General features: G+C 50.7%; 11 protein-coding genes and 1 tRNA gene. 2 read left to right on the forward strand and 10 right to left on the reverse strand.

Translation table 11 applies throughout. The features are described from left to right. The first annotated feature begins 11 nt into the window (after window positions 1–11). A complete protein-coding gene (pepF, locus tag DXB83_RS14295; protein WP_199607239.1) occupies window positions 12–1,814 on the forward strand; it encodes an oligoendopeptidase F in 1,803 nt (600 codons plus the stop codon). A 97-nt stretch (window positions 1,815–1,911) separates the two neighbouring features. Here pepF and pdxR read toward each other — a convergent pair whose 3' ends face one another. The 3 genes from pdxR to DXB83_RS14310 form a co-directional block, all read right to left on the reverse strand. Further along, window positions 1,912–3,318 (reverse strand): MocR-like pyridoxine biosynthesis transcription factor PdxR, encoded by a 1,407-nt coding sequence (gene pdxR / locus DXB83_RS14300; RefSeq protein WP_117760560.1) that lies wholly within the window; start codon window positions 3,316–3,318, stop codon window positions 1,912–1,914. 87 nt (window positions 3,319–3,405) lie between these two features. Next, window positions 3,406–5,079 carry a glutamine--tRNA ligase/YqeY domain fusion protein gene (locus DXB83_RS14305; RefSeq protein WP_022463080.1) on the reverse strand — a complete coding sequence of 558 codons (1,674 nt, stop codon included), beginning with the start codon at window positions 5,077–5,079 and terminating at the stop codon, window positions 3,406–3,408. Between the two features lie 151 nt (window positions 5,080–5,230). Continuing rightward, window positions 5,231–5,719 (reverse strand): Lrp/AsnC family transcriptional regulator, encoded by a 489-nt coding sequence (locus DXB83_RS14310; RefSeq protein WP_022463079.1) that lies wholly within the window; start codon window positions 5,717–5,719, stop codon window positions 5,231–5,233. A 289-nt stretch (window positions 5,720–6,008) separates the two neighbouring features. Between DXB83_RS14310 and DXB83_RS14315 the strand changes: the two genes are divergently transcribed. Further along, window positions 6,009–7,421 (forward strand): aspartate ammonia-lyase, encoded by a 1,413-nt coding sequence (locus DXB83_RS14315; protein ID WP_117760561.1) that lies wholly within the window; start codon window positions 6,009–6,011, stop codon window positions 7,419–7,421. Window positions 7,422–7,534: 113 nt separating this feature from the next. Here DXB83_RS14315 and DXB83_RS14320 read toward each other — a convergent pair whose 3' ends face one another. The 7 genes from DXB83_RS14320 to sigH all read right to left on the reverse strand — a co-directional run bounded on the left by DXB83_RS14320 (window position 7,535) and on the right by sigH (window position 13,155). Continuing rightward, on the reverse strand, window positions 7,535–8,707 hold the full coding sequence (locus DXB83_RS14320) for an NAD(P)-dependent malic enzyme (RefSeq protein ID WP_055267479.1): 1,173 nt from the start codon (window positions 8,705–8,707) through the stop codon (window positions 7,535–7,537). Between the two features lie 347 nt (window positions 8,708–9,054). Continuing rightward, entirely contained in the window at window positions 9,055–10,443 is a 1,389-nt protein-coding gene (locus tag DXB83_RS14325) for an MATE family efflux transporter (protein WP_117804325.1), read from the reverse strand. 347 nt (window positions 10,444–10,790) lie between these two features. Beyond that, window positions 10,791–11,084 carry an AAA family ATPase gene (locus tag DXB83_RS14335; RefSeq protein WP_117804327.1) on the reverse strand — a complete coding sequence of 98 codons (294 nt, stop codon included), beginning with the start codon at window positions 11,082–11,084 and terminating at the stop codon, window positions 10,791–10,793. Continuing rightward, window positions 11,063–11,659, reverse strand: a complete 597-nt coding sequence (locus tag DXB83_RS14340) for a chromate transporter (protein ID WP_118666966.1) — start codon at window positions 11,657–11,659, stop codon at window positions 11,063–11,065. Before DXB83_RS14340 ends, DXB83_RS14335 begins: the two co-directional genes overlap by 22 nt. Continuing rightward, complete coding sequence (locus tag DXB83_RS14345; RefSeq protein ID WP_118666965.1) at window positions 11,656–12,222, reverse strand: chromate transporter; 567 nt, start codon at window positions 12,220–12,222, stop codon at window positions 11,656–11,658. Before DXB83_RS14345 ends, DXB83_RS14340 begins: the two co-directional genes overlap by 4 nt. Window positions 12,223–12,307: 85 nt before the next feature. After that, a tRNA-Thr gene (locus DXB83_RS14350) sits at window positions 12,308–12,380 on the reverse strand. A gap of 169 nt (window positions 12,381–12,549) precedes the next feature. Then, window positions 12,550–13,155, reverse strand: a complete 606-nt coding sequence (sigH, locus tag DXB83_RS14355; protein WP_226906387.1) for an RNA polymerase sporulation sigma factor SigH — start codon at window positions 13,153–13,155, stop codon at window positions 12,550–12,552. Between the last annotated feature and the right edge of the window lie 11 nt (window positions 13,156–13,166).

The raw sequence follows: 13,166 nt of genomic DNA on the forward strand, positions 1-13,166 counted from the left end.
AGGAGATTGTTATGGAACTTGCAAAACGCGATGACGTTCCTGTAGAACTTACCTGGGACCTGTCTTTAATTTATCCAACCGAGGAGGCCATGCTGGCTGATGCGCAGAAAATGAAAGAATTAAGTCTTTCTATGGAAGCATCCTACAAAGGAAACCTCACCGATGCAGCCACGATCAACCACTGCCTCGACGATTACCAGGAGGTCTACCGTCTGATCACACTGACCGCCAACTACTGCGATCTCGCCGTCTCTGTCGACTATTACAACAGTGCAAACCAGACGCGCAACGACCGCATCAACAGCCTGATCTCTGAGATTTTCAGCCGTCTCACCTTTATCGAGAGCGAGCTTTCCGAACAGTCCGAGGATGTTTTGAACGAGGCCATGCAGCAGTCAGATACGAACCGCTGCTATCTCGCCGAGATTCTCCGCAACAAGGCACACCGCCTGAGCCCGGAAACCGAGCGTGCCATTTCCGCTCTGTCCCAGACCTTCTCTGCTCCGTACCAGATCTACAACATGGCAAAGCTTGCCGATATGAAATTTGATTCTTTCACCGTAAACGGAAAAGAATATCCGCTCGGCTACTCCCTGTTTGAAGATAATTACGAATACGAAAAAGACACCGATATCCGCCGCAGTGCATTCTCCGCCTTTTCTGCAAAAATCAGACAGTACGAAAATGTAACGGCAGCTGCTTACAATGCCCAGCTGCAGACAGAAAAGACCATGGCCACGCTGCGCGGCTTCAATTCCGTCATCGATTCTCTGCTGTTCCCGCAGCAGGTCAGCCGTGAGCTGTACAACCGCCAGATCGATCTCATCACCACCCGCCTGGCTCCGCATATGCGCAAATATGCCCGCCTGCTGAAAAAGGTTCACAACCTTGACCGCATGACCTTCGCCGATCTGAAAATCGCCGTCGACCCGGAGTACGATCCGTCTGTCACGATCGAGGAATCAAAACAGTACATCGAAAAAGGCCTTGCCATTCTCGGTGATGATTACGTTTCCATGATTCAGGAGGCATACAAAAAACGCTGGGTTGACTTTGCACAGAACCAGGGAAAATCCACCGGCGGCTTCTGTGCCAGCCCGTACGGAAAAGGTTCCTTTATTCTCTTAAGCTGGAATAACCGCATGGCAGATGTTTTCACGCTGGCGCATGAACTCGGCCACGCCGGCCATTTCCGTCTCTGCAACGGCGCACAGGCGATTCTCGATACCGAGGTTTCCTCTTATTTTGTCGAGGCGCCGTCTACCATGAACGAGCTTCTTATGGCTCATTATCTGCTGAAAACGACCCCGGACAAACGGTTCCGCCGCTGGGTTTTAAGCTGTATGATCAGCAACACATATTATCATAACTTCGTCACCCATCTGATGGAGGCTGCTTACCAGCGCGAGGTTTACAAGCTCATCGATGCCGGCGACAGCGTACAGGCTGAGACGTTAAGCAGCATTATGAAAGAGACCCTGCAGAAGTTCTGGGGCGATGATGTGGAAATTTCCGATGACGCAGCGCTCACCTGGATGCGCCAGCCGCATTACTATATGGGACTTTACTCCTACACCTACAGCGCCGGACTGACCGTTGCCACACAGGTCTGCAGGCGCATCGAAACCGAAGGCCAGACCGCTGTCGATGACTGGAAAAAGGTACTGACCGCCGGAAGCACGAAGACACCGGAAGAGCTGGCAAAAATGGCCGGCGTTGATATCTCGACGGATGCACCGCTTCTCGATACGATCGAGACGATTGGATCGATCATCGATGAGATCTGCGAGCTGACCGAAGAGCTGGGCTGCTGATCCTGTCCGCATTGTAACTCTCTATCAAACAGTAAAAACGGATTGTTCCGTCAGTTTTTGTTACTGACGAAGCAATCCGTTTTTTTCATATCTTTTTTCACGCATTCCAGCACTTTTTCAGAATCGCAGCTGCCTCTGCAATCTCCTCCTCAGAAAGCCCGGCGTACCCAAGCAGCACTGTGCCGCCCTGTGCGGGATCTGCGGCAGCGCCGATGCAGTACCGTTCCAGCCCGTACACGCGCACGCCATCCTCTTTTGCCCGCTGCACCGCCTCCGCTTCGGAGAGTCCTCTCGGCAGGTGGACCAGCACATGGACGCCCGCATTCTCGCCGGACACCGTGTACTCCCGCCCAAACTCCTTCAGAAGCCGGATCAGCAGGTCGTGTTTCCCTTTATACTGTGCACGCATCCGGTTCAGATGGCGCTCGAACGCGCCGCTCCGCATAAACCCTTCCAGAATCTTCTGGTCCGTCTTCGAAACTGTCGCGGAAAAGCATCTTCCGTTCTCCTCGTAGGCAGGCAGCAGCGTCTCCGGCAGCACCATGTAGCTGATGCGGATGGACGGCGCAATCGCCCGCGAAAACGTTCCAAGATAGATCACTTTTCCCTCTGTGTCATTGCCCTGCAGTGCCGGGATCGGGCGGCCCTTGTAGCGGAATTCACTGTCGTAATCATCCTCAATCAGATACCGCCCATTTTCCCTCGATGCCCACACAAGGAGCTGCATCCGCCGCTTCATCGGCATGACCATGCCCATCGGGAACTGGTGCGACGGCATGATGTACGCCAGATCCGCCCCGCTTTTTTCCAGCTCCGCCGGCCGCATGCCCGCTTCGTCCATCGAAATCGTACACATCGCATAGCCGAGCTTCGCAAAACAGCGGTAGGCACTGATGTAGGTCGGATTTTCCATCGCCACTTTATGGCCACGCCCTAAGATCACCGAAAGCAGCATCAGCAGATAATCATTTCCCGCTCCGACGATGATCTGCTCCGTGCGGCAGTTCACGCCGCGTGCGTGGTGCAGATAGTCGCGGATTGCCTCCCGAAGACCGTGCTCGCCCTTCGCATCCCCGAGCTGGAACAGGCTGTCATCTGCGTCCAGCAGGACTTCTTTCGAGATCTTCTTCCAGCTGTTCTGCGGAAATCCGCCCGGCGCCGTACCGGTCACGGCAAAATCGTAGCGGAACGGCATCTGTTCCGCGGTATCATCCTCTTTTGTCTCCTCTTTCTTTTCATCGAGGCGGTACAGCCCCTCAATCTCACAGACAAAGTAGCCTTTGCACGGCACACTCTCCAGATACCCTTCGGATACCAGCTGCTCATACGCCAGATCCACGGTACTCCGGCTCACCGACAGATAGCCCGAAAGCGCCCGCGCCGACGGCAGCCGCTCCCCTGCACGGATCCGTCCGCCGCGGATTTCCTCGCGGATAAAACCGTAGATCTGCTCATAGAGCGGTGTCTTCCGATGCGGATCCAGCGAAATCGTCAATTCATTCATCTTCCCATCTCCCCTGACAAAAAGAACAGCCGCTTGGGATGTCGGTTTCATCCAGGCGGCTGCTCTGTTCCATTTCAAAATTCTTATTTATTTCGCTGCCGGTAGCTTGAAAGAGCTCTTCAGGGATACGATACGGTTGAACACCAGCGCATCCTCTTTGGAATCTTTTGCGTCTACACAGAAGAATCCGTTTCTGACAAACTGGAAGCTGTCATATGCTTTCGCATCTTTTAAAGACGGCTCCAGATAGCACTCTTTTAATACGGTCAGGGAATTCGGATTCAGGTTCATGGAACCATCCTCGTTGTAAACGCCCTTCTCCTCGTCGATCAGGTTTTCGTACAGACGGCACTCTGCTTTGACGGCGGTCTTTGCTGCTACCCAGTGGATTGTTCCTTTTACTTTTCTTCCGTCCGGGGAATTTCCTCCCTTGGACTCCGGATCGTACGTTCCATGGATTACGGTAATATTTCCGTTCTCGTCTTTCTCGCATCCGGTGCAGGTGACGAAGTATGCGTTCATCAGGCGGACTTCATTGCCCGGGAACATACGGAAGTATTTGCGGACCGGCTCCTCCATGAAGTCTTCGCGCTCGATGTACAGTTCTCTTCCGAACGGTACCTGACGGCTGCCAAGCTCCGGATTCTCGAGGTTATTCTGTACTTCCAGCATCTCAATCTGGTCTTCCGGATAGTTGTCGATGACAAGTTTCACCGGATTTAAGACTGCCATGGTACGGGCTTTTTTCAGCTTCAGATCCTCGCGGATGCAGTACTCCAGCATCGCATAGTCAACGGAGCTGTTTGCTTTTGATACACCGCACAGATCTACGAATTTCTTGATGGACTCCGGTGTAAAGCCTCTGCGGCGGAGTGCTGCGATGGATACGAGACGCGGGTCATCCCAGCCGTCTACCACGCCGTCCTCTACCAGCTTTTTGATGTAACGTTTTCCGGTAACCACGTTAGTCAGATACAGCTTTGCAAACTCAATCTGGCGCGGCGGCATCGGATATTCCAGCTCGCGTACAACCCAGTCGTACAGCGGACGGTGGTCCTCAAACTCCAGCGTACAGATAGAATGGGTAATGCCTTCGATGGCGTCCTCGATCGGATGCGCGAAGTCGTACATCGGGTAGATGCACCAGGTATCGCCGGTTCTGTGGTGATGCATATGGGCTACACGGTAGATAACCGGGTCTCTCATGTTGATGTTCGGTGATGCCATATCGATTTTCGCACGGAGTACTTTGCTTCCGTCCTCGAATTCGCCGTTTTTCATGCGCTCGAACAGGTCCAGGTTTTCCTCTACGGAACGATTGCGGTACGGGCTCTCTTTTCCAGGCTCGGTTAAGGTTCCGCGGTACTCACGGATCTCCTCTGCGGACAGATCGCAGACGAATGCTTTTCCTTTTTTGATCAGTTTTACGGCTGCCTCATACATCTGTGGGAAATAATCGGATGCGTAGTACAGATGATCTTTCCAGTCTGCACCAAGCCACTGGATATCGGCTTTGATGGAATCAACAAACTCGGTTTTCTCTTTCGTCGGGTTTGTATCATCGAAACGCATGTGGAACTCTCCGTTGTACTCCTGTGATAAACCGTAGTTTAACAGGATGGATTTTGCATGTCCGATATGAAGATAGCCGTTTGGCTCCGGCGGGAATCGTGTGCAGACATGGTCGTAAACGCCCTCTGCCAGATCTTTGTCAATCGCAAGCTCGATAAAATTTTTGGAAACAACTTCTTTTTCTTCCATAATAAGGTCAGGCCTCCCTCGAATCTTTTCGTTTGGAGCACTGCCCCGAAAAGGGCGCAAAATGCTCTGTGTATTCTATCACTATAACACAAAAGCATTCTCCTGCAAAGCATTTTTTTCGGTACACAAAGCCGCCGGAGCGGACCGGTGCCTATTCTTCTGCCTCGTGTGCGGTCACCTGGCGGTGCTCCACGGAGGTCGAGAACACGATCTGCGTCCGCGTCCGTCCAAAATGCTGCAGCTCGCCGATAAACTGGTCGAGCTCAATGGTACTAACAAAAAGGCCCTCAATGAGCATGGAGTAATCACCGGTAACGCAATTACATTCCACGACATTGTGGACCTTTTCAATATAGGGATAAAATTCTTTTTTCTGAACCGGCTCAACCTCGAGGTTGATGAACGCTTTGATCGGATATCCCAAAAGCGCCGGATTTAATTTGACCTGATATCCTGTAATGTAGCCTTCCTTCTCCAGCCGCTCAATTCTGGCGGAAACTGCCGGGGAGGATAAAAATACGTGTTCCGCGATTTCTTTCAGCGGCATCCTGGCGTTTTCCCGAAGAAGATTCAGGATTTTTGCATCGATGTGATCGAGCTCATGGCGCATCGCATCGTTCTTGCTTTTTTCATGTTTCATACGCTGCTCTCCTGTTTTTTCACTTTTATACTGTTCAGCATATCACGTTCGCCGTTTTTTGTCTACGAAAACGTGTCCTCGCGGAAACTGCTTTCGAAAAATAAGTAAAAGTGCCTCTTTCCCTTGGTATTTAAAATCAAATGCAAAAATAAATAAAATTCCACAGTTCTTCGGCGGCGGTATTTACAAATTTCTGCCCTGGTGTTATTCTTCCGGTATCGAAAGGCAAAGCAAGAATTGTTTCAGACAATATACACAACTCAATGCGTGCAGAAAGAAGGAGATTATTATGAAAACAAGAATTGAAGCAGATTCCATTGGTTCCCTTGAAGTCCCCTCCGACGCCTACTACGGGGTACAGTCCCTGCGGGCAAAACGGAATTTCCCCATCACGGGAACGCCGATCCACCCGGTCATGATCCAGAATCTGGCGAAAATTAAAAAGGCAGCTGCCATCTCCAACCGCGAAGCACAGAGACTGCCGGAGGAAAAAGCGGCTGCCATTATCTATGCCTGTGATGAAATCATTGCCGGCAAATTAAAAGACCAGTTCATCGTTGACGGCATCCAGGGCGGCGCCGGAACGAGTGCTAATATGAACGCAAACGAAGTCATCGCAAACCGCGCCATCGAAATCCTGGGCGGCGCCAAGGGTGATTATACCATTGTCCACCCGAATGACCACGTCAACATGGCACAGTCCACAAACGACGTTATCCCAAGTGCAGGAAAACTGACCGTGCTCGATCTGCTCCCGGATCTTCTGCATGCGCTCGAGTCACTCCACGCAGCACTGCTCGATAAGTCCCAGGAATTTGACCACATTTTAAAGATGGGAAGAACCCAGCTTGAGGACGCTGTTCCGATGCGTCTCGGCCAGAGCTTCCACGCTTACGCAACGATGATCGAGCGTGATATCCGCCGGATCGAACGCGCCAGAAAAGAGCTGTTCACCCTGAACCTCGGCGGAACAGCCATCGGTACGACGATCAATGCTTCCGATTACTATCTCCACCACATCGTGCCGACCCTCGCTGCTGTGACAGGCTATCCGCTGATGCAGGCGGACGATCTGTTTGACGCGACGGAGAACCTCGACGGATTTGTGACGATCTCCAACACGTTAAAGACCTGCGCCGTCAACCTCTCCAAGATGTGCAACGACCTGCGCCTGCTGTCCAGCGGACCGCGAACCGGATTCGGCGAGATCAACCTGCCGCCGATGCAGAACGGATCCTCGATTATGCCGGGCAAGATCAACCCGGTGATCCCGGAGGTTGTGACACAGGTTGCCTTCCATGTCATCGGAAACGACACCACAATCACGATGGCGGCTGAGGCTGGCCAGATGGAGTTGAACGCGTTTGAGCCGGTTGTCTTCTACTCCCTGTTCTCTTCCATCACCTCGATGACAGGCGCTGTGAATACGCTTGTGAAGAACTGTATTCTCGGCATTACCGCAAATGAGAAACGGTGCGAGGATCTCGTTTCGAAGAGTGTCGGCATCACAACGGCGCTCTGCCCGTATATCGGATACCAGAAAGCGGCCTCGATTGCAAAGAAATCGCTGAAGACGGGCGAGAGTGTTACTTCTCTGGTTCTGAAAGACGAACTGCTGACACAGAAACAGCTCGACGACATTCTCGATCCGTACGCTCTGACCGGACCGGAACTGCCGGCAGAAGACGATCTGGCTGGCTGAATGTAACTGCTGCTTTCTTTCATAATTTCTTAACGATACGCAAAAAGGCTTCCCGGATTTCCTTGCTGTCCGGGAAGCCTTTTTCTGTCGTTTTCTTTTGTATCAAACTCTGTTTAAATTCTCGCTACGCCGCTCTTTCTTGCTGCCTCTGCAACGGCTGCTGCCACCGCATCTTTGACACGCGGATCAAAGGCTGCCGGGAGGATGTAGTCTGCGTTCAGCTCTTCATCGCTTACCAGGCCTGCGATTGCGTAAGCTGCTGCGACCTTCATTTCATCGTTGATATCAGATGCTCTCACATCGAGCGCTCCGCGGAAGATGCCCGGGAAGCAGAGTACGTTGTTGACCTGGTTCGGGTAATCGCTTCTTCCTGTGCTGACAACGGCTGCTCCTGCTGCTTTCGCCTCGTCCGGGAAAATCTCCGGCGTCGGATTTGCGCAGGCAAAGATGATCGGATCTTTTGCCATCGTACGTACCATATCGGGAGTGAGCGTACCCGGCGCAGAAACGCCAATAAAAATATCGGCTCCTTTGATTACCTCTGCAAGCGTGCCCTTCTCATGGTTGTAGTTTGTGATCTTCGCCATCTCCTCTTTGATCGGGTTGAGGCCGTCGCGTCCCTCGTAAATCGCACCTTTGCGGTCTGTCATGATGACGTTTTTGAGACCCATCGAAATCAGCAGGCGGATAATGGCGATTCCGGCTGCACCGGCTCCTGAGGTAACAATTTTGACTTCATCCAGTTTCTTTCCAACCAGTTTCAGCGCATTGATGACACCGGCCAGTGTGATCACGGCTGTTCCATGCTGATCATCGTGGAAAATCGGAATATCACAGCATTCCTTTAATTTCTTCTCGATCTCAAAACATCTCGGTGCGGAGATGTCCTCCAGGTTGACACCGCCGAAGCTTCCTGCGAGAAGACGCACGGTATTGACAATATCATCCACATCCTTGCTGCGCACGCAGAGCGGGATTGCATCGACACCACCGAATTCTTTAAACAGCACGCATTTTCCTTCCATGACCGGCATGCCGGCCTCCGGGCCGATATCTCCAAGTCCGAGAACTGCGGTTCCATCTGTAACAACAGCTACCGTGTTCCATCTTCTGGTCAGCTCGTAGCTCTTGTTGACATCTTTCTGAATTTCCAGGCACGGCGCCGCCACACCCGGTGTATAGGCAAGACTCAAGGCATCTTTTGTATCTACGGCCGCCCGGGAAGTGACCTCAAGCTTTCCGCGTAATTCATAGTGCATTTTTAATGATTCTTTTGCGTAATCCATCGCTTTTTTCCTCCATTTCATGTGTGACTGCGTCTCATTAATAATAGGAAGAGAGATTCACGCGTCACACGGGATGTCTGTTCGCTGCACCCCTATTATAACAAGCGTTCTCTAAATTTCAACCGGTGTTTTGATTAATGAAAAAATTTCTACTTTTCCGCCAAAAACGGCTGCTTCATTTGCGAAATTTTATCAAAAATACTCTTTTTCTTTCTCTCAGCCGCAGTCCGATCCTGCCCGGAGGGCTTTTTTTGCTTTACAGTAAAATTCAACAAAGTTTTTTATAAAGCAAAAAATCTGCCCGCCTCCCATCCTTTTCAGACTGGAAAACAGACAGATTTTTTTCTTTACTCCGCCACAATATTCTGCAGCCAGACTCCTTTCTTGACAAGGACAAATCCAATCACGCACTTGATCAGGTCAACCGACATAACCATAAAGTAGATTGCGTAGATCGAAAGTCCGGTAAAACGGCTCAGGCAGAAAGCCACCGGCACACTGACAACCCAGATGAATACGCTGTCGAACAGGAACGTGATGATCGTTTTTCCACCGGAGCGCAGGGTAAAGTAGCTTGCATGCAGGAATGCATTGACCGGCATGAACATGGCCACTTCCACGATGAAGATTGCCGCCATGTGGCGTACTTCGTCCGTCGTGTTGTAGAGGCGTGGGAAGAGCGGAGCCACGAGCGCCATCAGCGCGCCGATCACAATACAGAGTAATACAGAAAACGTGATCAGCTTCGTATCGGTATCCTTTGCCTCTTCCATCCTTCCGGCTCCGAGGAGCTGTCCGACGATGATGGCAACGGAATCGCCGAGTGCGATGAAAACGACGTTGAACAGGTTCGAGATCGTGTTGGAGATATTCATCGCGGCTACGACATTCAGTCCACGCACGGAGTAACACTGCATCAGGATCGCAACGCCGCCGGCCCAGAACGTTTCGTTCAGCATCAGCGGTGTTCCTTTGATGAGGATCTGTTTCGTCAAAGCCGCCGGAACACGGATCGTGCGGTACAGATGCTTCGTAAAACGATATTTTTCTTTGTTTCCATGCGTGCGGATCAGCACAATCGCCATCTCCACGTAACGGGACAGCACCGTTGCGGCTGCCGCGCCGACAACGCCGAGCTGCGGTGCACCGAATTTTCCGTAGATTAAAATGTAGTTAAAAACCAGATTAACGAAGACAGCGGTAATACCGGCCTTCATCGGAAGCATTGTCTCGCCGCATTCGCGCAGCGTGCTGGCATAAAGCTGCACAAACAGGAACGGCGGGAGTCCTACCAGCATGACCTTCATATAAGAAATGCCATAGGCTAATGTCGCATTCATGTCCTGGCTTCCCTGATCGCCTGTCAGGTAGAGACGAATCAGAGGCTCGTGCGCACCAAGGAAAATAGTGATTGCCGCTGCCGTCAGGATCACGCCGATCCAGAGCTTGAAGCGGAAGGTGTTTCGCACACCCTCGTCGTTGCCCTGTCCGAAATACTGCGCAGTGAAGATTCCTGCGCCAGACACGCCTCCAAAGATACAGAGGTTATAGATAAAAAGAAGCTGATTGACGATCGCAACACCGGACATCTGCTCGGTGCCGACCTGTCCTACCATGATGTTGTCGAGAAGGCTGACAAAGTTGGTGATACCGTTCTGAATCATAATCGGCATCGCAACGCCAAGCACCATCAGGTAAAACCGTTTGTTCCCAATAAATTTTCTGTGTTTCTGCATGGTTTCCCCCTTTTCTTGCTGTATAAAATAAATGACATAAATCGGAGCCTTTCTGGATTTCTCCAGGCAGGCCCCGAACAGTAATGTTTATTATACACGATTCATGTTTAGAAAGAAAGATCCTTTTTATCTTTTTTCTGGCTTTTTTTGACATCTTAATTTCAGAGCATTAAACAGCCTCAACAATAAGATAAACATAACTCCCCATATTACCCATGCCGCAAAGCACCCAATTCCCTGATAGCGGATATCTACCATTATTCCAATAATAAAAGGAAGTGACATAAACATAATTACTGCCATTATAAAATCAAAAATAATGTATAACACTATGTTTACCTTCCCTATTAAGAATCTGCTGTTTGATATTCATCCTGTATTTTCTGATTTGCCGCCTGACCAATATTAAGCTTTTCAAACATTTCTTCTGTATCCAGACCTCTGCTGTAGTACGCAGTCATCATATCCGCTGTGATCGATTTTCCAAATCTTCTGGGGCGGCTGTTGCAGATAAACTTCGATGTTGTGTCAATCACACTGTTGGTGTATTCCAGCAATCCTGTTTTATCGATATATATTTTTGAGTTTAATACGTCCTGAAAAGCATTCACCTTTGAATTTAAAAAATCGTCCCACAGCATGCCGCAAATTTTTCCACCAGCGCCACTGCCACCTTCATCACCCCGGCCAGTACCATCACAAAGATTGGGTTCTTTTTGCCTTTCTGCAGCAGGATGAGGCTGATGATAAAGATCACGACAAGACTCCAGTTCGTCTGCGCCAGCCGGATCACGGTATCTCCTTCACTGCTCCAAAACGCCGTGACCAGAATTGAAATCCCTGCGGAACCGATCATCGCCACAACCGCCGGGCGGAGGGAGCGGAGGATGCCCTGGAGCATTGCCATTTCACGGTATTTTAAATAGAGTTTCGCAAGCAATGTGACAAGAATACACGACGGCAGAATACAGCCAAACGTTGCCGCAAGTGCGCCCGGAACACCAGCGATTTTAATTCCGACGAACGTAGCCGAATTGACTGCGATCGGCCCCGGCGTCATCTGGGAGATGGTAATCAGATCCGTAAACTCCGACATCGACAGCCAGCCGTGTCCCTGCACCACCTGCCCCTGAATCAACGGCATGGCGGCATAGCCTCCGCCGAAGCTGAACAGGCCGATCTGGAAAAAGCTTAAAAATAACTGAAGATAGATCATTTCGCACCCCTCCGTTTCGCCAGAATCGTCCGCACCGCACCGATGGCACCGCAGACCAGTACAATATAAATCACGTTGACCTTGAAAAAACAGGCTGCTGCAAACGCACAGACAAGAATCACCAGCGACAGTGGATCTTTTTCTTTCACAACCCCGGCTCCCATCTCATACGTCACAGATGCAATCACTGCTCCGACACCTGCCTGCATCCCTTCCAGCATCTGACTCACAAAAAAATTATCCCGAAACGCCTGGTAGCAGACCGAAATCACAGAGATAACCAGAAACGGCGGAATAATCGTTCCAATAATGGAAACCAGCACACCGATCAGCCCCGCCAGCTTATACCCGACGACAATCGCTCCGTTTACCGCAATCGGCCCCGGCGACGACTGTGCAATCGCTACCAGGTCCAGCATCTCATTTTCCTCAATCCAGTGGTACTCATCCACGAACTTTTTCTTCATCAGCGTCACAATCACATACCCGCCTCCGAACGTAAACGCGCTCAGATACAGCGTGGAAAGGAACAGCTTCTGCAGTACCTTACGTTTTGACTCCATTCTTTTCACCTCGTTTTTTCCGATCTGTCTCCCGTTGTTTTTATATAATGAAAAAATCCCGGTTTCCCGGGATCTTTCTTAAGTAAGCTGATGACGGGAATCGAACCCGTGACCTCCGCCTTACCAAGGCGACGCTCTACCGACTGAGCCACATCAGCATTCGCAAGTTGTTTTGTTTTTTGTTAGCTCCTTGCTACATTTGGTATTCTATCAAAACTATAGTGAATTGTCAACAGTTTTTTCTACAAATTTGAAAATTTTTATTTGTTCACAGATTTTCCTGCACTTTTGACAATTCACCGTAATTTTTTCGGTCGTTTTTCCATCTCACGAACAGACCTCCCGCACTTTACTGCGGATTCTCTGCAGTGCATTGTCGATTGCCTTCGGCTGCTTTCCAAGTTTTTCTGCAATCTGCGTATAATCGTACCCTTTCAGATACAATTCCAGCACCTGGTACTCAAATTTGCTGAGCCGTTCTTTGATCCGCTCATGCATGCCGATTACGTTTTCCCGGCTGATCATGATCTCCTCCGGTGTCTCCTCGTCCACCAGGCGCAGCTCCTGCTCGGAAACCGGTTCACTTAACGAGACGAAGCTGTTCAGCGGCTGATGCTTCTGGCGCTGGGACGATGCCACTGCCGAATACATCTGACGGTCGATGCACAGGCCGGCGAAGGTGGCAAACGATGCCTCCTTCCCCGGTTTGTAGTCACGCACTGCCTTAAAAAGTCCGAGCATGCCCTCCTGGATCAGATCCTCGTGATCTCCGCCCACCAGGTACAGCGCCCTCGCCCTGGTCCGCACCAGCGATTTGTATTTGTCGATCAGATAATCGGTAATCTCGCGTTCTCCTGCCCGCAGACGCGCAATCAGCTCCTCATCCGTACAGGTATCGTAATCTTTCACCATCATATCTCTTGTATCCTTCATCTTTCTTCCGC

The organism is Blautia sp. OM06-15AC, assembly GCF_003481425.1.
Lineage (GTDB): Bacteria > Bacillota > Clostridia > Lachnospirales > Lachnospiraceae > Fusicatenibacter > Fusicatenibacter saccharivorans.

Bases quoted from the DNA above. Each gene is read 5' to 3' on its own strand.
- DXB83_RS14315 (WP_117760561.1), top strand. From the start codon at position 6,009: ATGAAAACAAGAATTGAAGCAGATTCCATTGGTTCCCTTGAAGTCCCC.
- DXB83_RS14305 (WP_022463080.1), bottom strand. From the start codon at position 5,079: ATGGAAGAAAAAGAAGTTGTTTCCAAAAATTTTATCGAGCTTGCGATT.
- DXB83_RS14340 (WP_118666966.1), bottom strand. From the start codon at position 11,659: ATGATCTATCTTCAGTTATTTTTAAGCTTTTTCCAGATCGGCCTGTTC.
- DXB83_RS14345 (WP_118666965.1), bottom strand. From the start codon at position 12,222: ATGGAGTCAAAACGTAAGGTACTGCAGAAGCTGTTCCTTTCCACGCTG.
- DXB83_RS14310 (WP_022463079.1), bottom strand. From the start codon at position 5,719: ATGAAACATGAAAAAAGCAAGAACGATGCGATGCGCCATGAGCTCGAT.
- sigH (WP_226906387.1), bottom strand. From the start codon at position 13,155: ATGAAGGATACAAGAGATATGATGGTGAAAGATTACGATACCTGTACG.
- DXB83_RS14320 (WP_055267479.1), bottom strand. From the start codon at position 8,707: ATGGATTACGCAAAAGAATCATTAAAAATGCACTATGAATTACGCGGA.
- pdxR (WP_117760560.1), bottom strand. From the start codon at position 3,318: ATGAATGAATTGACGATTTCGCTGGATCCGCATCGGAAGACACCGCTC.
- DXB83_RS14325 (WP_117804325.1), bottom strand. From the start codon at position 10,443: ATGCAGAAACACAGAAAATTTATTGGGAACAAACGGTTTTACCTGATG.
- pepF (WP_199607239.1), top strand. From the start codon at position 12: ATGGAACTTGCAAAACGCGATGACGTTCCTGTAGAACTTACCTGGGAC.
- DXB83_RS14335 (WP_117804327.1), bottom strand. From the start codon at position 11,084: ATGCTGTGGGACGATTTTTTAAATTCAAAGGTGAATGCTTTTCAGGAC.